This is a genomic window from Shewanella sp. BJSY2023SW001 (assembly GCF_047314685.1).
In the GTDB taxonomy this organism is placed as follows: Bacteria; Pseudomonadota; Gammaproteobacteria; order Enterobacterales; family Shewanellaceae; genus Shewanella; species Shewanella indica.
Map to the genome: position 1 here is coordinate 20,851 of NZ_JBKORF010000052.1, position 18,086 is coordinate 38,936.

Genomic DNA, 18,086 nt, shown 5'->3' on the forward strand with positions numbered 1-18,086 from the left:
CGGCTACATAGCCGCTTTTGTTTTAAACAAACCGGCAAACTAGGTTACAACAAGGCTTACATTAACCCTCCTCTTTTTAAGGTTTATTTTCGTGACCTAGATTAGAAATCCTTGAATAACGGGTCGCCCCCTGATAGGCAATGTGTTACTTATCGAGAGTTATTGCCTGTATCCCAATAGCTTACAGGCAGGTCTTTATCAGTTAGGATTTCGAGGAGAGCCATAGGTGTTAAGCCAACTGAGCCTAAAGCGCAAATTACTCTTGTTTGCCTTAGTGCCTGTTTTGGTTCTCAGCCTACTGGGTTGTGTACGTTTATTTGAACTGCTGCATAACTATCGTTTGGCCAACCAAAGTTATCATGCCGTCGAGGTAGGACGTCGTCTGGCCGATCTCATCTATGAATTGCAGCAGGAACGGGGTCTCAGCGCCGCTTATATCGCCTGCGATGGTAAGTGCTTTGCCGATAGTCTCCAGATGCAGCAGCAGCGAGTATCGGCACAGATAACCGCCCTGCAAAACTCTCCCCACTTATTGCAACTTACTGAACAACTGTCTTCTGCAGCCCAGCACCTACTACAAACCAAGCTGGAAGCTCTGCGGCTCGGCAAGCAGGCGCTGGAAAATAACCGGCGCGAACTCTTAAGTCGCAATGAAAGCGACGCACTGAATTTCTATTCCGACTTCAACTACGAACTCCTGTTGGGTATTGCCAATCTGCAATCCCTGTCGAGCAATGTGCAACAGGCCAGAGCCTATGCCGATCTGGCTGCACTGTTGCGGATTCAGGAGTTGGCGGTGCGTGAGCGCGGCCTAATCAACGGCATGCTGCTGAAACGTCAGTTTGATACCGACAGTTATGAACAGCTGTTGGCATTAATAACAGAGCAAGATCAGAGCATAGATCTGTTCCGCGCCAGTGCCATAGCGGAACACAAACAACGCCTGGAAGCTATGCTGCAGGACAATAAGAGCCAGGCATTGAATAACGTCAGGGAACAACTGCGCCAACAAGATGCCATAACGCGTCAGGCGCACAAGTTCAGCTCCCAGCTGGGTTATGGCGGCCTATTGCATGAATTTAAAAACTTTCTTCTTCGGGGAGAAAGCAGATACCAACAAGACTTCTATATCAAACTTGAGTCCCTGGAACAGATCCTCAATAAACTAAGCTCAAACTGGGTGCTCTCTAGTACACAACAACAGGCGATTGCCCAAATCAGGGACAAACTCAACGAATATCGCCACAAGATGCAGCTGATAGCATCCATGCAAAGCCGGGGGGCCAAGGTGAAAGAGATAGACTCCCTGGTACAGATTTCCGACGAGCAAATGCTCAATGCTCTGAAGGCCCTGACCCAACCCAAGCCCCCTGTGACTCCCGAAGTCTGGTGGCAGTTGGCCAGTGAAAGGATCCGCCAAATGGATGCCATAGCCGACAGTGTTTCCGATGATATTCTCAATCTTTCCAACGCTCAGCGCGCCCAGTCGCTGCGCCTTATCGCCCTCTATCTCCTTTCAGCCGCCATCACTATCGGCCTGCTATTGCTCCTGGGCAGGGCCCTGAGTCACAACCTACTCAGGCGCATCTACGCCATAGCCGACAACATGCGCTTGATGAGTAAAGATCCCAACCTGGATCTGGATATCAAGGTCGAGGGCAAGGATGAATTGGCCGATATGGCCAAGGCACTGGGTCAAATGCTTAATGAAAGGCAAAAATCCTATCAACAGTTGAAACAGGCCGCGGCGGTATTCGACTACTCAGGCGAAGGGATTGTCATCACGGATGCCAATAACCGTATTGAATTGGTCAACCCGGCATTCAGCCGTATTACCGGTTACAAGCTGAAAGAGGTCAAGGGCAAGAATCCTTCAATACTCAACTCCTGTCGCCACGATGATGCCTTCTTCAGGGAGATGTGGGACAGCCTGCTGACCAATAACAAATGGGAAGGTGAGATCTGGAATAAGCGCAAAGACGGTGAAATTTATCCTGAGTATCTGGCTATCACCTTGGTGCGAGACGATAACAATAACATACTCAAACACATAGGTTTGTTTGTCGATATCAGCCATCGGAAAAAGTATGAACAAGACATCTGGTATCAGGCCCATTTCGATATTCTGACCAAGCTGCCCAATCGTAAGATGTTCAACGAGCGACTGCACCACGAGCTGTTACAGGCCCGTATCCATGGTCACAAGCTGGCGATTCTATTGATCGATCTCGACAGATTCAAATATATCAATGATGTACTGGGCCACAAACGCGGTGATCTACTGTTACAACAAGTGGCAAGAAGATTGGAATCACTCCCGGATGAACAAAAATTTGTCGCCCGCCTAGGGGGCGATGAATTTGCCGTGATCCTGCCGCACTATAAGAATGATGCCGCCCTGACAGCCGTAGCCGACAGAGTAAAAGCCCTATTCAGCAATAGCTTCGATATCGATGGTCAGGACACCTTGATCTCGGTCAGCTTTGGTATAGGTGTCTATCCCGAGGACGGCGATGATATAGATGCCCTGACCCGCAACACAGAAACCGCCATGTACAGCGCCAAAGACAACGGCCGCGACAACTACCAGTATTTCACTCCCAGCATGAACGCCAGCATGCTGGAGCGCTTGCAGTTGGAGCAACGTCTCAGAAGCGCCGTGTTACATCAAGCGTTTTGCTTGCATTATCAGCCCATAGTCTCAATGGAAACCGGCCAAATCACTTCTGTCGAAGCTTTGATACGTTGGAATGACCCCGAATATGGCTGGGTTTCGCCGGAGAAATTCATTCCTATCGCAGAGAACAGCGGCCTGATAGAACCTATAGGCGAATGGGTACTGGAACAAGCACTGAAAGACCTAAGCCAATGGCATGCCAAGGGAATTGAGCTGGATATGGCAATCAATGTCTCCAGCCGCCAATGTATCAATGTCAGTGGGGTACGCTTCGACTCCTTGCTGACTGACGCCATCAAACGTCACGCCATAGCGCCAGAGAGACTGCATATAGAGATCACCGAATCCATGTTGCTGGATGACAGTCCCCATTGTCTGGAAGTGCTCAACAGCATTCGCCAACTCGGGGTGACGATTCATATGGATGATTTTGGAACCGGCTTCTCCTCGTTGAGCTATCTGCGCAAGTTCCCTATCTCTGTGATCAAAATCGACAAGAGTTTTGTCGATAATGCCTTGGTGAATGAGGCAGATGCCAGCCTGGTGCGGGCAATAGTCATGATGGGCAAGAGCCTGGACTTGCAACTGGTGGCAGAGGGCATAGAGACCCGCGCGCAATGGATCTTGCTCAAGTCCATGGGCTGTGATTTTGGCCAGGGCTATCTACTTTCAAGACCACTGCCGGCCAAGAGCCTGACGCCAATCCTAGCTCAGGGTGAAACTTTCATCCGTCAACTTCTGGCATAAAAAAGCAGCCTTGAGGCTGCTCTTGTCATCGCTGGATAGCCTTAAGCCATCTGTGCGTTCATTACTGTCTCGCCACCTTCGCTCGCCAATTGCATCAGATCCTTGTCCACCAGGAACAGCGCCTTGCCATCCTCGCCCACCAGACGGATCTTATCGACTATCGACTTGAACAGCTTCTCTTCTTCGTGCTGCTCGGCCACATACCATTGCAGGAAATTGAAGGTGGAATAGTCTTGAGTCGTGAAGGCGGTATGAGCCAATGCATTGATCTTGCTGGTGATCAGCTGTTCGTGCTCGTAAGTGTACTCGAACAGGGACAGCAGGGATTCAAAGTCGGCTTTGGGCGCTTCAATGGCTCCCAGCAGAGGCATGCCACCTGTTTCACTGACATAGGTGAACAGGCGACGCATATGCTGCATCTCTTCATCAGCATGATCCCGCAGGAACTTGGCCGCGCCTTCAAAGCCCTTGTCTTCACACCAAGCGCTCATCTGCAGATACAGGTTGGAGGAAAAAAACTCCATATTGATCTGCTCGTTCAACTTATCAATCATGGCTTGTGCCAACATATCCTTGCCTCTCATTTCGGGTATCTGTCTCATGGGCGCTATTGTTATCAAGGGACACAACAAATGCAAGAATCTTTACCTAACGCAATGATTTATAATGAAAACACTTTTCATTTAACTTGAATTATCATTTGCTATTTGCCGCAATCCGCTGACTGTAAAAGGAAAAGTCTACGCCCAGTGCACGAAAACTGGCATGCAGATCATAGTCATCCACTTTCAGCGTGGCATAATAGCCAACCAGGTTCAGTAATAGCTCAAATAAGGTTGCTCTATGTCCAAGCCGCAAGACGTCTGTGCCCATCCAGGGCTGATGCACCCGGATCTCGCTCTGCCCCTGCTACTCGAGCAGGTCACCCCGTTGGAAGATACCGAAACCGTGCAACTGTCGGATTCTCTGGGGCGGGTACTGGCAGAAGACTTGGCCAGCAGCATAGACTTGCCCCCGTTCGATAACTCGGCGATGGACGGCTACGCCTATCGTTATGCCGACCTGCCCGAGAAGGCCAGCCTGAAATTACTGGGTAGCTCCTTTGCCGGCCACCCTTTTGAAGGCCAGTATCAACCCGGCGGCTGTGTTCGCATCATGACTGGCGCTCCAGTGCCTGCGGGCTTTGATACAGTACAGATGCAGGAAAAAACCGAGGCCAATGGCGAGCAGATCACCATAGAGCCCTGCAAACAGGCCGGAGACAATGTGCGTGGCCGCGGCGAAGAGCTGCTGGCCGGCACCAAGGTCCTCAGGGCTGGCACTCTGATAGGTGCCGCCGAAATGGGGGTGATGGCCACCATAGGGATCAGCAGCCTTAGAGTGATCCGCAAGGTTAAAATCGCTTTCTTCTCCACAGGTGATGAATTGCGCCCAGTGGGTTCAGAGTTGGCGCCCGGGCAGATCTACGACTCCAACCGCTACTCGATTCAGGGCCTGCTCAGCCGCGCCGGTGTCGAGTGGCAGGATCTTGGGGTGATTGCGGATGATCCTGAGGCTATCCGTCAGGCGTTTCGCAACGCCTCAGCCAGCGCAGATATGGTGATCACCTCAGGTGGTGTCTCGGTCGGTGAGGCCGACTTCACCAAGCAGATCCTCGATGAGGAAGGCAAAATAAGCTTCTGGAAACTGGCGATCAAGCCGGGCAAACCCTTTGCCCTCGGCCACATAGGCAAGGCAGTGTTCTGCGGTCTGCCGGGCAACCCGGTTTCATCCATGGTGACTTTCTACAAGCTGGTGTGGCCTTTACTGCATAAACTGCAGGGGCTGCCACAACCAACCCCGCTACTATTGGATGCTAAATTGACCGCCCCTATACGTAAACAGCCAGGACGGGTGGAATACCAGCGCGGTATTCTGAGCCGCAACCAGGATGGAGAACTGGAAGTGGCGGTCACCGGCTCACAGGGTTCAGGCATGCTGACCTCCATGAGCCTGGCTAACTGTTTTATTATTCTGGAGCAGATGCAGGGCGACACACCTGCTGGTACCAGAGTCACGGTTGAACCCTTTAACAGCGTGCTGTGCTGAGGCCGATATGAGCGACGAGATACTCACAGATGCCGAGATGTTGCGCTACAGCCGGCAGATCTCCATCAAGGCAATGGACATTGAAGGGCAGGAGAAGCTCAAACAGGCCAAGGTGCTAATGATAGGTGCCGGTGGCCTAGGCTGCGCTGCCGGTCAGTATCTGACTGTAGCCGGGGTCGGCAAGTTGACCCTGGTGGACTTCGATACTGTCGAACTGTCCAATCTGCAGCGCCAGGTACTGCACCAGGATGACAATATAGGCCAGCCCAAGGTGGAATCGGCCAAAGAGAGCCTGAGTGCGCTCAATCCCCATGTGCAGATAAATGCCATCAATGGGGTGTTGGATGATCCCGAATTGGATCAACTGGTTGCCGAGCACCATCTGGTGCTGGACTGCACCGACAATGTTGCGGTGCGCGAACAGCTCAATCGCAGCTGTTTTCGGCATAAGGTGCCCTTAGTGTCTGCCGCTGCCATCCGTATGGAAGGGGTGATCTCCGTCTTCGGCTATCAGCAACAAATGCCTTGTTATCACTGTTTCAGCAGCCTGTTCGGCGAGCAGCAGCTCAGCTGTGTCGAGTCGGGCATTTTAGCGCCGGTAGTTGGTATGATGGGCTGCCTGCAAGCAGTAGAAGCCATCAAGGTGATCAGTGGTATTGGCAAACCACTCTATGGTCGTTTGCTGATGTTCGATGCCATGACCATGGAGTTTCGCGAGATGAAGCTGCCGCAGATCTCCAACTGTCCCGTCTGCGGTTGAACAGATATAACAAGAGGCTGCCTGGGCAGCCTCTTTAATTTTCAGTATTTTTACTTGGCGTTAAGCCAGTCAGACTCAGGCAATACCCTGTCGACAATCCGGATCTCGGCAATATCACCGCGGAACAGATCGGCCACCTCACCGTCCCAACTGGAGGCCCCCACCATCCATTCACCGCCGGGAATACTCACCAGCCCATGCTGCTCGGCTTCGGCGGTACGCATTACCCTGGAGTTATCCACATACATGGTGGCGTATTGGCCGTCATTGACTATAGCCACGTGATACCAATAATCCCTGTCCACTTCCCATGACCAATTACTAGGCCCCACGCCATTGCTGGAGGTGGAGATCCACTGGAACTCCTTGAGACTGGAAGCAGTCAACGCCAGCGAAGGATCGCCGCCGCCACAATCCAGCTTATGGTGTTCACACACCTGGCTCTGGCTGGGTTTATGAGCAAAGACTGCGCCCCAGGCATTTTCCGATGCCTGCCATTCTGGTGCCAGGCGCACTATCATCTCTATGGTGTACTGCGGCAGAACACCCGCCTGACCATCGGCAGAAACCAGCGTCGGTGCCTGGCTGGAGAGATAATAGCCGCCCTGGGTATTGCCGCCCTTGAAACGAGCCGCCCCAGTGGCGTGGCCAAAGCCAGGAGCTTCATCGAGCAGTTCAAACAATTGCTCCTGAGTGCCACTGCTGCTCCCCTTGGCCTTGAGGCTCAAGGTATTGCCGCGCCCGGATAGATCCATAAACTGCACCTTGGTCGGATCTGTGCTGGTTAACTTGTGCTCAGCATCGAATATCCAGTAAGCGAGTGTTCCTTCAAGCTTACCCGGGCCTTCGGTTTCCACTTCCTGATTCAGCTTGGCAAAACGTTTTTCAAAGTCCAGCGGCTGTTCAAACTCCCAGCGTTGCAGCACATCCTGCGGCTGCCTCTCTGCATCCGGAATGGCGGCTACCCAAGGTGAGAATGAACGGAACTGCAACCGCTTGTTGGCTTCATCGAAACTCACCAGTTGCAGCATACCGTTGCCACCCCAGAATCCCGATTGATAGTCCACCAAGATCATGACCACATCGCGGCCATAGCGGTTCTTGGCCACCATCTTGGCCTCACCATGGTGATGGCCGTTAAAGGTGAGGAAGATCTGGTCATTGTCTTTGATCAACTTGTCCCACAGCATGGCGCCATTGTCGGTAAATATGGCGCTATTGCCATCATCGGCCACATTTAATAACTGATGGGTAGTGAGTATGGTTGGTGTTTCCGGGTGAGCATCCAATACCGACTGTGCCCAGGCGATACTGGCCGCCGAGGTACGCCAATCGAGCGCCAGCAACAGATACTCGCGCTCACCGCCCTTGAAGAGGTGATAACTGTTGAAGCCGGTGGCATCCGCCCCCTGGAAACTGGCAAAGTTATTTTGCTGCAAAGACGCCGGGAAATGCTTGAGGAAAGGCTCTGCCGCCAGGCTTCTGTCGCTGTCGAGGTTGCTGTTGATATCAACCCCGGACTGACGGTAAGCCAGCACATCATGGTTACCCGCCAATATGCTGTATGGGGTGGCTGGATTGGCCTCCAAAATGCTCATGGCCGCGCGGGCATTGAGCCATTCCTGCTCTGAGTCAGGCAGGTCAACCACATCCCCCAGATGCGCCGTAAAAACGATATTTTGTTGCTGGTAGTTATCGGCAATCCATTGAGTTTGAGCATTGTAGCGCTCGGGATTATAGCGGGAGTACTTCTGGGTATCGGGCATGACCACCAGAGTATAACTCTCGGCTGCGGCTTGAGTGCCACTGTCGCTATCTGAGTTACACCCGGTCAGGCCAAGCACGGCGCCCAGAACCAGTGCTCCAATTGAGTAACGCATTAAATCTCTCCAGTTAAGGCTAGTAAGAAAGTCTGAATTTAAACAAGGACAGATGAAGCAAAATAAATACTTTTATTTCAAAATCATTAAGTTACAAAATAACGCCAAAACAAACATATTGGCAACATAAGTCACTATTGCAGCAAGTGCTTGATGGTTGGAAAATGTCGTACAGAGTTTTGGGTGATAGCGGCTTGTTGAGCCTGATATTTTTCTATATCGTGTGGCGCTTTCATTTTGCCTGAAATCTACAACTAGGAAATTTCCCGCTATGGACAATAGCCTGCGACGCAACTATGGCACCGACAAGGGCCAGATCAGTGCCGGTAAATATAACCTGGTCGTTGGTCTGACCCTGATCTGGGGTTTTGTGATCAACTATCTGATGGTGTTGAATATCGATCCCGAAATCATCGCCACGATTCCAATCTGGTTGTTCTTTATCGGCTACTTCGTCTGCTGTATGGCAGGCGTCTATCTGTTTGAAACGTCAAAGATGCCTGCCGTCAGCTTTCTCGGCTACAACCTGGTCGTTGTTCCCTTCGGCCTGATAATTAACCTGGTGGTCAGCAGCTATGACCCAACTCTGGTGTTGGAGGCACTGCGGATAACGACTATCGTGACTCTGGCAATGATGATATTGGGCACCCTATTTCCCGCCTTTTTTGCCCGCATAGCCGGCGCCCTGGCCATAGCCCTGCTGTTGGTGATCATTGTCGAACTGGTGGAACTATTTATCTTCAAGAGCCATCACGGCATTACCGACTGGATAGTGGTATTGATCTTCTGCGGCTACATTGGCTATGACTGGGGCCGAGCCAACGCCAAGGAAAAGACGGTCGACAACGCCATCGACAGCGCCGCCGCGCTTTATATGGATATCATCAACCTGTTCCTGCGGATCCTGAGCATTCTGGGAAGAAGAAATTAACCCATGCGTTTACTCTTGCTGTTGCTGCTGTCTATGGCTTTTTTGCTCTCTGAACGGTGATAGAATTCCCGGACGCAAGCCAAGTGTAAAGCTCCAGAACCAGGATAGGTTTTGCATCTAAGCGCTATCTTGTTCGGTTCGTGATGAACCAAAGCTCGATAGCGCGAATAACGATCTGCTTTCAATTTTGAAGCTAAGGAAGGTGTCGGCAATGAAGAAACGTTATGGCTTTATCCTGCTGCTACTGCTGATCTTTGTCGGTGCCCTGATCCCGGAAACCCCACAGGTGCCGGTTCACCAAGCCAGCGCCAAAGACTGGCATAAAGACAGTTTCTGGTATTATCCCTGGGGCACCTCAGGGGTACACAAGGGCATAGACATCTTCGCCGCCCGCGGCACTCAAGTGCAGGCCCCGACGCCCATGTTGCGCCTCTATCAAGGGGAGTGGCGTCTCGGCGGCAAGGTGGTGCTGGCCTTGGGGCCAGGCTGGAAGTTGCATTATTTCGCCCATCTGGACAGCCTGGAGCCGAACGGTCTATATCTACCTCAGGGCAGCAAACTGGGCACAGTCGGCGACTCGGGCAATGCCAAAGGCAAGCCGCCCCATCTGCACTACAGCATAGTCAGCCTGATGCCCATGCCTTGGTTGATGGATGACGCGCCCCAGGGATACAAGAAGGCGTTTTATCTCAATCCTGTGACCTATCTGGCTCCCCGCTGAGTGCCTGCTGCCTGAGCCATTCGAGAAACACCCTGACTCTGTGGCTCTGCTCGCGGCCGGGAGCCGGCAGCAGCCGATAACTGAGTCCAGGCAACACCTTGCCCGGCAAGCAAGGTTTCAACCAACCCCGCTCCACCAAAGAGGCCACCAGCACAGAACTGGCAAGCGCCAGGCCTTCACCGGCCAGAGCGGCCTGCACCAGGTGATCCTCCTGGGTAAACTCCAGCAATCTGGCACCCTTGAACTCGTGATAGGTCTGTTGCCATTGCAGCCAATCGAGCCCGTCGAGAGCCGGATTCTGCCAACGGGTCTGCAACAGCGTCACCTGAGGTTGCTTGCTCTTGAGATAACCGGGACTGGCGTAAATGCCGAAGGTCTCGCTAAATAACACCTCTTCGCCTTCTGCCGCTTTGCCGTAGCGTATGCAGAGATCTGTCTCACCCAGAGGGTCGCTAGGCTGCAGCCCCTCATTGCTGCTGACCGACACCCGAATATCGGGGAAATGCTGCTGAAAGTCCGGCAATCGCTGCGCCAGCCATAGGGCGGCAAAGCCATGGGTGGTGGAAACTCTCAGCTGGTTTGGTGTCACTCCCAAACGTTCAATCCCCTGGGCTATACCGAGCAAGGCCTGGCGGCAGGATTCTGCCAACTCGGCTCCGGCCGGTGTCAGTGATACCGCCCGGGTCTGGCGGATAAACAAGCGGGTGTCCAGCTGAGTCTCGAGATTTCTTATCTGATGGGAAACGGCAGTCGGAGTCAGGCTCAACTCCTCCGCAGCCAGCTTGAAGCTCAGATGCCTGGCGGCGGCTTCGAACACTCTCAAGTTATTCAGTGTGGGTAAATGGGCAAACATTGCGATCAAATAAGTGAATTTTACTCATCTATAAGTGAGGAATGACCCTTTGTCAACTCGAGCGGTATTCCAGATAGTTATGCCCTGAGCAAACAAACGGAGAAAGTGATGAAAACCCTTTTAAGAATAGATGCCAGCGCGAGAAGAACCGACAATGACAAGCCCAGCTATAATTCGATTTCCAAGTCGTTGGCGCAGCTATTTTGCGATCACTGGCAAGCCCAAAATAATCTATCAGAATTCATCTATCGTGATCTGGGTGACCAAGTACCGCCGGCCATCACCCAAGATTGGATTGCCGCCGTATTCACTCCGGAGGAACACCAAAGTACAGAGCAGCAACGGCTGCTGGCACTGTCGGACTGCCTTATCGACGAGCTGCAGCGGGCCGATATCATTCTGATCTCAACCCCCATGTACAACTATGGCATGCCGGCGGCACTCAAGGCCTGGTTTGATCAGGTCATCCGCATCAACCGCACATTCAGCTTCGACTTAAAGCGCGGCGATTTTCCGCTGCGGCCGATACTCAGCGGCAAAAAACTGGTTTTGGTTTACTCCTGCGGCGAGTTTGGCTTTGGCGAAGAGGGGATCCGCGCCGGAATGAATCACCTGAGTCCTCATATCAAGACCCTGAGCCACTATCTGGGGGTGGAGCAGTTTTATGAAGTGCGCAGCGAATATCAGGAGTTTGCCGACGAGCGCCATCGGGCTTCCATCAAAGCGGCCAGCGCCTCACTGACGGAGCTGGCCCTAAAAATTTAGCAATCAAACCACTGCATTTAAGAAGCTAAAGCCCGGATTGGCCGCGAACAAAGACCAGCCAATGCCGCTGTCTCAGCGTTTGTTCTCAGTCCTTGGTTACCACCCAGAGTGCATGCAGCAATCCGGGGAACCAGAAGAACAGACAGAGAATGATATTGATCAGCAGGTCTTTACCGGCACCGGCTTTGAGAAATACCGCCACCGGCGGCAATAAAATGGCGATGATGACGAGCAAGAGTTTATTGGTATCCATGGTATGACTCCTGGCGAGGAATTAAAGGGACAACCCATTTAACTTGGCAGCATGATGCCCAGCTTGCAACCTTTTCTCTTTCCCCGAGAGTGAACCTAAATGTCAACTACCAGTATTTATTTGCGCTTGGGCCAGTGCAAATCCCAGGGTTGCTTAAGCTTTTGCAACTGACTCAAAACGCCCGACTGCATAAAAGCCTCGCCCTGCGATGGTAAACTCAGGTATCTGAGCACTTGCCCGTGCCATTCAAACTCCAGCGCATAAGCGTGCAGGTAGCCACGGTCGGCATCAACAGCGCTGCCGCCATAGAGAGTATCCCCCAGAATCGGCACTCCCAGGCTGGAAAGCGCTACCCTCAGCTGATGGGTCTTGCCGCTGTGAGGCTTGAGCAGGTACAGGCGCAGCCCCTCGGCGACCGACCAGGAAAAGAACTGGGTAACGGCCGGGTTATCGGTGGAACGCAGCAGTTTATACTGGCTACGGCGGGACTTGGCCATATCACCTATGATCCAACCCTGTTTCTTACCCGGTTTACCCTTGGCCAACGCCAAATAATATTTCTGCACCTTGTGTTCACTGAACATGCGGGTAAATTCAGCCGCCGCCTCGGATGAACGGGCCAACAGCAATAGGCCGGAGGTCAAGGTATCTAGCCTATGTACGGGATAGAGCTTATAACCCAATTTTCGCTCGGCACTGGCCACTAAACCTGCCTCACCGTGCTGGCTGTGAAAATGAACCCCGGGCCGCTTGTCCAGCAGGATAAAGTCGGGCTCTGTGGCTATCACTGAATACATGGGTTAAACCTGAAATGTGACTATGACCCTAAGGCCGGGGTGGTTATCCTGCAGCGAAATACTGGCGTTATGCCGCGAAAGAATCGCCTTGACCATAGAAAGCCCCAAGCCGGTGCCTTGCTTATGACGGCTGGGATCCAGCCGCACCAGCCGCTCGAAGACCCGCTCACGCTCCGCTTCCGGGATCCCGGGGCCATTGTCGCTGATGATGACTTGGTTGGCTTGCTGCAAAATGGTGATACAGGCTCCCTCGCCTGCATAGCGAATGGCGTTGTCGACCAGATTGAACAGCGCCTGGAACAAGAGGTGCTTGTCGCCTGTGATAGGGCAATCCTCACTGGTTTCCAGCTTGAGTTGTTGCTCTTGTGCCTCGGCCAATACATCGGCCATATCCAGCAGATCGTGACACATCTGCTGCAAGCTAAAGCTCTCCAGCTCCAGTTGTTGTTGCCCTTCTTCAATACGGGTCAGCGACAACATGGCGTTGAAGGTCGCCAAGCAGTGATCCAGCTTTTCGATCAAGATGGCGCTGCGTTCAGGGAGTTCCTCTGCCGGATACTGCGGCAACTGCTCCAACCCTATCCTCAGGTGCGAAAGAGGAGTTCGCAGGTCATGGGCGATATTGTCTGTCACCCCGCGCACGGCGGCAAGGTTGCGTTCCAGGGTATCCAACACTCGGTTGAATTGGCGCGCCAGCATATCGAATTCATCACTGTTGCGACTCACAGGCAAGCGGGTGTTGTAGTAACCTCGCTCTATGCGTTCACTCAAGCGGTTGTATTGCACCAGACGCCTGAGCAGCGCCTTGGAAAACAGATACCCCATAGCCAGCGTCAGTACCACTGTCAGCATCACAGCGGTGGCTGCCGCGCTGAGAAACTTTTCGATCAAGGTCGCCAAGTGGTCGGTACGGGTGGCAATCAGCACAGGGCCATAGCGTGTCATTACCACGCCGCCGGTGAGAATATGCAGCTTATCCGGGCCACCGGTAAGGATGGGGAAATCGCGGGTTTTCGGCAGCAGCGGCATATTGTCCGGCATAAAGGTCAACGCCCCGACCATATCCGGGCTACCCTGCCAGGCAATCAGTGCCGTTTGCGGATCAGCGGCATGAATTTGCGCCGCAAAGCTGCGCTTATCTACGCTCAAGGCCAGTTGCTGGTAACGCTGCGCCTCCGATGCCAGATGCTTCTCAACCTGAGACTGTTGTTCGGTTACCAGCTGTTGATAGAGGGCAAACAGTAACGCGCCGATGATCAGAGTCACCAGCACAGAGAAGAAGATGGTGATACGCCATACGCTGCTCTGATACGGCTTAATGGCTTTGGCGGAGACGATAACCAGCCCCTCTTATGGTTTCAATCAGCTCGCCATGCCCCAACTCTTCGAACTTACGTCTCAGCTTGGCGATATGCACATCAATAACATTGGTTCTGGGGTCAAAGTGGTAGTCCCATACGGCTTCAAACAGCAGGGTGCGGCTGATCACCTGATTGGCATGTTCCATCAGGTACTTGAGCAGCTGGAACTCCTTGGGTTGCAGCATTAGTTCAGTGCCGTCCAGGGTCACTTTACGGGTCAGTAACTCCATCTCCAATAAACCCACCTTGAGCTCTGTTTTAGCCGGCAGTGACTGGCCACGCAACATCAGTTTCTCAGCCCGTACCAGCAGCTCGGAGAAGGCGAACGGCTTGGTCATATAGTCGTCACCACCGGCTCGCAGTCCCTTGACCCTCTCGTCAACGTGACTGAGTGCCGAGAGGATCAACACCGGGGTTTGATTACCGGTGGCCCGAAGTGCCGCCAAAACCTTGAGACCATCGAGCCCGGGTAACATACGATCCAGGATCACCAAGTCGTATTGACTACTGGTCGCCAGCAGCAACCCCTGATGGCCATCGGCCGCAGTTTCAATGTTGTGTCCCTGCTCCAGAAAGCCCTTGACGATATAATCCTGAGTGGTTACGTCATCTTCGACCAGTAATATCTTCATTGTCAGTCCCATTTCAGTAGAGGCAATGGCCGCTGTTTTTCAATATCAAACGCCAGCTTATGCTTGCCTCGTTCATCCATTACTTTCAGCTCCAGGTAAGCAATCCCCAGATCTTTGTCCAACTGAGCCTCCAGCAGATGAGCCTTACTGTTTTGCATCGCCATTGCCACCAGTTGGGAAAAACTGAGCTTTTTCTGCACCAAGAGTTTGACCGCGGCCAACTCGGCCATATCGTCAGCCTCCAGACGATCGACTTTGCGTTTGAGGATCTCGCCGCTACCGGCGAGTATATCCAGCTCAGTGGTAGTGTGATCATCCGGGTTTATTAAGTCAATTTCATAGACCAGGACCCCATTATCCACATCGGTTTCAAACTCGACGATCACCCCGGGAAACTGGGACTCAATACGCTGCATCAGCTCTATAGGTTGAATACGGTCATTATCATTCAACAATTCCAGCAGCGAGGGAGCCGCGACTGCCACCGAAGAAAACAGCACCAGCCCCGCCAATAAACGTCTCATTTTGCCTCCATCCGAGCGCTGGCACCGAAGGCCAGCTACTCATACAAGCCAAGATTCATTTCGCAGTGTCACCAATCAAAGTGATACTTTCAATTTCAACTTCATTGCCGTTCCACTCCTTGTCAACCTCGCCGGTCAGTTTCACCAGAGTGCTTTCTTTCACATCGGCATTGATATTGCGCCACAGCTTATGGTCGATTTCGACTTTAACCTCGCCGGAATCATCACGGAACAGATAAGTTTCGTCGCCCAGACTCTTCACCAGGTAACCTGTCAGCTCAACCAGGGTATCGTCCTTGGCCTGCTCGACCTGAGACGCTGTAATGACCCGATTTTCGACTCCCGGCCCGGTATAGGCCGCAAGAGCAGCACCACTGCAGAGTGAGGATAATACCAGTAAATATGCCAACTTTTGCATCTTGTTTCTCTCCTGAGGTTGTTTCAATGGCTGCAGTATAGATTTCAGCGCTTGAACTCAGGATTGAAGCTAAATTAAGTTTTGATCATCTAACCGACAACAGGCATAAAGACCGTCGTTATCAGTGTTCGAGAATATGAATTTGTTCGGATTTGAGGGCTACTTCAGTCTGCATACCGGCAACCAACTCCAGCTTACGTGCCAGATGTAACGGCACTTCGGCGCTGAGAGTCTGATCCACGCCTTCGATTACTGCCAGCAAGCGCACAGACTCGCCCATCACCAGTAGGGATTCGAGCCTGACATTGAGTTTGTTGAAGCTGCGGCACAGGCGGCCACGGCTGATGGAGTTGAATCTGACGCCTTGATTAGGCACGACCCAACGCACCTTATCTCCCGGATTCAGGCGCGCATCATAGTCACAGGCAATCAGTTGCTCGCCAAACTTGAGCCAGGTGAGTTGCCGCTCCTGCTCCAGGGCCACCACTTCGGAGTCAAACAGGTTTCTAAGACCCATCTGCCGGGCAACCGCCTCGTTACGAGGTTTAGCCAACACTTCATGGGGCACACCCTGTTGCAGCAACTGCCCTTGGCTGATAAGCACCATGCGGTCGGCCAGCAACAAGGCTTCGTTGAGATCATGGGTCACCATGATCACCGGAATATGCAGCTGCGATTTAAGTCGTGCCAGCTCCAGATACAGGCGCTCACGGGTTTCGCGATCGACGGCAGAAAAAGGCTCATCCAGCAGCAATACCGAAGGCTCACGCGCCAGCGCTCTGGCCAGTGCCACTCTCTGTCTCTGACCACCGGACAACTGCTCAGGCAAACGATCCGGCAAACCTTGCAGATTAACCCGCTCCAGCCAATCCAGCGCCCTGGCCCGGCGTTCGGCCTTGGGCAGATGGTCAAGCCCGGCGATAACATTGTCGACCGCACTCAGATTGGGAAACAGGCCAAAGTGTTGCGGCACAAACCCCAGATGGCGCTGCTGTGGGCTCAGGTTCACCGTCTCGGAAAACCAGGGTTTATCACCATAGCGGATGCTGCCGGATTGCGGCTTATTGAGACCGGCAATCATCCTCAGCAGCGTGGTCTTGCCGCCACCGGAGGGCCCCACCACGGCCAGGACTTCACCGGCTCGGCAAACAAAGTCTGCCTGCAGTGGGATCCCCTTGGTTTGATGGACGCTGACATGCAGATCTGTCGGAGTCATTTCAATCTCCCGAGCCGCCGCGACAACCCTGTGGTCAATGCCAATGTGGTGATGGCAAACAGCAAGAGTACCAGCGACATAGTACCGGCCGAGGCGAAGTCAAATGCCTGGACACTGTCATAGATGGCGATGGAAATCGTCTTGGTCTCTCCCGCGATGGAGCCCCCCATCATCAGGACGACACCAAACTCGCCGAGTACATGGGAGAAACACAGCACCAGGGCCGTCAGGATCCCCGGCCATACCAAGGGCAACTCCACCTTGAATAGCTGCTTGGTGCGACTCATGCCACAACAGGCGCAGGCATCACGCACATCCTGTGGAATAGCTTCAAAAGCCCTTTGAATAGGCTGCACCGCAAAGGGAATATTGACCAGTACCGAGGCGACCACCAGGCCGGAGAAATGAAATACCAGCTGCACCCCCAAGGTTTGCTGTAGCCATAGGCCCAGCCAGCTTTCACTGCCAAGCCCTACCAAGAGGTAATAACCGATCACCGTAGGTGGCAACACCAGGGGCACCATGATCAGCGCTTCTATCCAGGACTTACCGCGAAACTCACGGTAGGCCAGCAAGCGGCTCAACAAGATGGCAAGCGGCAAGAGCACCAAGACACTGATGGCAGCCAGTTTGACCGAGAGCCATAGCGACTGCCAATCCATTCAGCTTCCCTCGGGCAGGGCAAAGCCATAGGCGCTGAACACTTGTCGCGCTTCCGGCCCCTGCAGATAGTCGTAAAAGGCTTTGGCATCGTCGCCGGCTTTCTCAAGCAGCACCATCCGCTGGGTCAGCGGGGCATGGGAATCTACCGGCAACGCCAGATAGCGACCTCTCGCCTGAAACTGCGGTGCTACCGCCAGCGACAAGGCAACTATGCCGCCTTGAGTCGAGCCACTCAAGGCAAACTGCGCCGCCTGGGAAACGTTTTCGCCATAGATGAGGTTGGCCTGCAACTCCTGCCACAAACCCTTTTGCTTGAGCAACGCACGGGCGCGCTCGCCATAGGGAGCATGATCCGGGTTGGCGATGGCAAAGCGCTTGATCTGCCCGGCGGCCAGTGCTTGTTGCAGCCCCAGTAATTCTTGATCCAGTTTCAGTGGCGAATTCTTGGGAGCCACCAGTGCCAAGCGCCCGTAAGCGTAGACCACACCCTTGTCACGGGTGATGCCGGCGTCAGCCAGCGCCTCGACATAACGCTCGTCGGCCGAGAGAAACAGCTCGAACGGCGCACCATGCTTTATCTGCGCTACAAAGTTACCGGAAGAACCGTAGGAGATCTTGAGTTGGCGTCCTGTCTGTTGCTGATAGCGCTCGGCGATATCATCCAGGGCAAACTTGATATTGGCCGCCGCAGCCACATGAACGCTTTGCGCCGCCGCAGCCGGCAGACACAGACCGAGCAGCGCCAGTGCGGTCAGCACGGCCTTGGTCGTCGAATTCAGCAATCGCTCCAATAGCACCAT

At 53.3% G+C, this 18,086-nt stretch carries 18 protein-coding genes; 6 read left to right on the top strand and 12 right to left on the bottom strand.

Annotated features, from left to right (window positions below):
• The first annotated feature begins 226 nt into the window (after positions 1–226).
• Positions 227–3,424 carry an EAL domain-containing protein gene (locus ACMHXH_RS11925; RefSeq protein WP_335911661.1) on the top strand — a complete coding sequence of 1,066 codons (3,198 nt, stop codon included), beginning with the start codon at positions 227–229 and terminating at the stop codon, positions 3,422–3,424.
• 41 nt (positions 3,425–3,465) lie between these two features.
• Here ACMHXH_RS11925 and ftnA read toward each other — a convergent pair whose 3' ends face one another.
• Positions 3,466–3,993 carry a non-heme ferritin gene (ftnA, locus tag ACMHXH_RS11930; protein WP_039034651.1) on the bottom strand — a complete coding sequence of 176 codons (528 nt, stop codon included), beginning with the start codon at positions 3,991–3,993 and terminating at the stop codon, positions 3,466–3,468.
• A gap of 274 nt (positions 3,994–4,267) precedes the next feature.
• Here ftnA and moeA point away from each other — a divergent pair, with 274 nt between their 5' ends.
• Together moeA and moeB are read left to right on the top strand one after the other, a co-directional pair.
• Positions 4,268–5,512 carry a molybdopterin molybdotransferase MoeA gene (moeA, locus tag ACMHXH_RS11935; protein ID WP_039034625.1) on the top strand — a complete coding sequence of 415 codons (1,245 nt, stop codon included), beginning with the start codon at positions 4,268–4,270 and terminating at the stop codon, positions 5,510–5,512.
• A gap of 7 nt (positions 5,513–5,519) precedes the next feature.
• A complete protein-coding gene (gene moeB / locus ACMHXH_RS11940; protein WP_144362045.1) occupies positions 5,520–6,272 on the top strand; it encodes a molybdopterin-synthase adenylyltransferase MoeB in 753 nt (250 codons plus the stop codon).
• A gap of 50 nt (positions 6,273–6,322) precedes the next feature.
• On the opposite strand, the gene ACMHXH_RS11945 is transcribed toward moeB, so the two are convergent.
• Positions 6,323–8,152, bottom strand: a complete 1,830-nt coding sequence (locus tag ACMHXH_RS11945; protein ID WP_144362044.1) for a LamG-like jellyroll fold domain-containing protein — start codon at positions 8,150–8,152, stop codon at positions 6,323–6,325.
• A 271-nt stretch (positions 8,153–8,423) separates the two neighbouring features.
• On the opposite strand from ACMHXH_RS11945, the gene ACMHXH_RS11950 reads away from it, so the two are divergent.
• Positions 8,424–9,083, top strand: a complete 660-nt coding sequence (locus tag ACMHXH_RS11950; RefSeq protein WP_162206937.1) for a Bax inhibitor-1 family protein — start codon at positions 8,424–8,426, stop codon at positions 9,081–9,083.
• A 211-nt stretch (positions 9,084–9,294) separates the two neighbouring features.
• Positions 9,295–9,804, top strand: a complete 510-nt coding sequence (locus ACMHXH_RS11955) for a M23 family metallopeptidase (protein WP_101095073.1) — start codon at positions 9,295–9,297, stop codon at positions 9,802–9,804.
• On the opposite strand, the gene ACMHXH_RS11960 is transcribed toward ACMHXH_RS11955, so the two are convergent.
• Positions 9,773–10,657: a LysR substrate-binding domain-containing protein gene (locus ACMHXH_RS11960; protein WP_335911658.1), complete on the bottom strand. Its 885-nt coding sequence runs from the start codon at positions 10,655–10,657 to the stop codon at positions 9,773–9,775. The two genes, ACMHXH_RS11955 and ACMHXH_RS11960, sit on opposite strands and share 32 nt — an antisense overlap.
• 108 nt (positions 10,658–10,765) lie before the next feature.
• On the opposite strand from ACMHXH_RS11960, the gene ACMHXH_RS11965 reads away from it, so the two are divergent.
• The gene (locus ACMHXH_RS11965; protein ID WP_039034621.1) at positions 10,766–11,422 is read left to right on the top strand and encodes an FMN-dependent NADH-azoreductase; all 657 of its coding nucleotides are present in this window, start codon (positions 10,766–10,768) and stop codon (positions 11,420–11,422) included.
• 85 nt (positions 11,423–11,507) lie between these two features.
• On the opposite strand, the gene ACMHXH_RS11970 is transcribed toward ACMHXH_RS11965, so the two are convergent.
• The 9 genes from ACMHXH_RS11970 to modA form a co-directional block, all read right to left on the bottom strand.
• Positions 11,508–11,675 carry a YqaE/Pmp3 family membrane protein gene (locus tag ACMHXH_RS11970; protein WP_039034620.1) on the bottom strand — a complete coding sequence of 56 codons (168 nt, stop codon included), beginning with the start codon at positions 11,673–11,675 and terminating at the stop codon, positions 11,508–11,510.
• 116 nt (positions 11,676–11,791) lie between these two features.
• The gene (locus ACMHXH_RS11975) at positions 11,792–12,472 is read right to left on the bottom strand and encodes a TIGR01621 family pseudouridine synthase (RefSeq protein ID WP_039034619.1); all 681 of its coding nucleotides are present in this window, start codon (positions 12,470–12,472) and stop codon (positions 11,792–11,794) included.
• A gap of 3 nt (positions 12,473–12,475) precedes the next feature.
• Positions 12,476–13,738: a sensor histidine kinase gene (locus ACMHXH_RS11980; RefSeq protein WP_039034649.1), complete on the bottom strand. Its 1,263-nt coding sequence runs from the start codon at positions 13,736–13,738 to the stop codon at positions 12,476–12,478.
• Between the two features lie 49 nt (positions 13,739–13,787).
• A complete protein-coding gene (locus ACMHXH_RS11985; RefSeq protein WP_039034618.1) occupies positions 13,788–14,465 on the bottom strand; it encodes a response regulator transcription factor in 678 nt (225 codons plus the stop codon).
• A gap of 2 nt (positions 14,466–14,467) precedes the next feature.
• Entirely contained in the window at positions 14,468–14,989 is a 522-nt protein-coding gene (locus ACMHXH_RS11990; RefSeq protein WP_039034617.1) for a PepSY domain-containing protein, read from the bottom strand.
• A gap of 55 nt (positions 14,990–15,044) precedes the next feature.
• Positions 15,045–15,407, bottom strand: coding sequence for a YgiW/YdeI family stress tolerance OB fold protein (locus ACMHXH_RS11995; RefSeq protein ID WP_039034616.1), 363 nt, complete (start codon positions 15,405–15,407; stop codon positions 15,045–15,047).
• Between the two features lie 121 nt (positions 15,408–15,528).
• Positions 15,529–16,623 (bottom strand): ABC transporter ATP-binding protein, encoded by a 1,095-nt coding sequence (locus tag ACMHXH_RS12000; protein ID WP_052248137.1) that lies wholly within the window; start codon positions 16,621–16,623, stop codon positions 15,529–15,531.
• Entirely contained in the window at positions 16,620–17,285 is a 666-nt protein-coding gene (gene modB, locus ACMHXH_RS12005) for a molybdate ABC transporter permease subunit (RefSeq protein ID WP_039034615.1), read from the bottom strand. The genes ACMHXH_RS12000 and modB overlap by 4 nt, the downstream gene beginning before the upstream one ends.
• Positions 17,286–18,086, bottom strand: a complete 801-nt coding sequence (gene modA / locus ACMHXH_RS12010) for a molybdate ABC transporter substrate-binding protein (RefSeq protein ID WP_039034614.1) — start codon at positions 18,084–18,086, stop codon at positions 17,286–17,288.

Coding starts and splice junctions, on each gene's coding strand:
- ftnA (WP_039034651.1), bottom strand. CDS start 3,993: ATGTTGGCACAAGCCATGATTGATAAGTTGAACGAGCAGATCAATATG.
- moeA (WP_039034625.1), top strand. CDS start 4,268: ATGTCCAAGCCGCAAGACGTCTGTGCCCATCCAGGGCTGATGCACCCG.
- moeB (WP_144362045.1), top strand. CDS start 5,520: ATGAGCGACGAGATACTCACAGATGCCGAGATGTTGCGCTACAGCCGG.
- ACMHXH_RS11945 (WP_144362044.1), bottom strand. CDS start 8,152: ATGCGTTACTCAATTGGAGCACTGGTTCTGGGCGCCGTGCTTGGCCTG.
- ACMHXH_RS11950 (WP_162206937.1), top strand. CDS start 8,424: ATGGACAATAGCCTGCGACGCAACTATGGCACCGACAAGGGCCAGATC.
- ACMHXH_RS11955 (WP_101095073.1), top strand. CDS start 9,295: ATGAAGAAACGTTATGGCTTTATCCTGCTGCTACTGCTGATCTTTGTC.
- ACMHXH_RS11960 (WP_335911658.1), bottom strand. CDS start 10,657: ATGTTTGCCCATTTACCCACACTGAATAACTTGAGAGTGTTCGAAGCC.
- ACMHXH_RS11965 (WP_039034621.1), top strand. CDS start 10,766: ATGAAAACCCTTTTAAGAATAGATGCCAGCGCGAGAAGAACCGACAAT.
- ACMHXH_RS11970 (WP_039034620.1), bottom strand. CDS start 11,675: ATGGATACCAATAAACTCTTGCTCGTCATCATCGCCATTTTATTGCCG.
- ACMHXH_RS11975 (WP_039034619.1), bottom strand. CDS start 12,472: ATGTATTCAGTGATAGCCACAGAGCCCGACTTTATCCTGCTGGACAAG.
- ACMHXH_RS11985 (WP_039034618.1), bottom strand. CDS start 14,465: ATGAAGATATTACTGGTCGAAGATGACGTAACCACTCAGGATTATATC.
- ACMHXH_RS11990 (WP_039034617.1), bottom strand. CDS start 14,989: ATGAGACGTTTATTGGCGGGGCTGGTGCTGTTTTCTTCGGTGGCAGTC.
- ACMHXH_RS11995 (WP_039034616.1), bottom strand. CDS start 15,407: ATGCAAAAGTTGGCATATTTACTGGTATTATCCTCACTCTGCAGTGGT.
- ACMHXH_RS12000 (WP_052248137.1), bottom strand. CDS start 16,623: ATGACTCCGACAGATCTGCATGTCAGCGTCCATCAAACCAAGGGGATC.
- modB (WP_039034615.1), bottom strand. CDS start 17,285: ATGGATTGGCAGTCGCTATGGCTCTCGGTCAAACTGGCTGCCATCAGT.
- modA (WP_039034614.1), bottom strand. CDS start 18,086: ATGGTGCTATTGGAGCGATTGCTGAATTCGACGACCAAGGCCGTGCTG.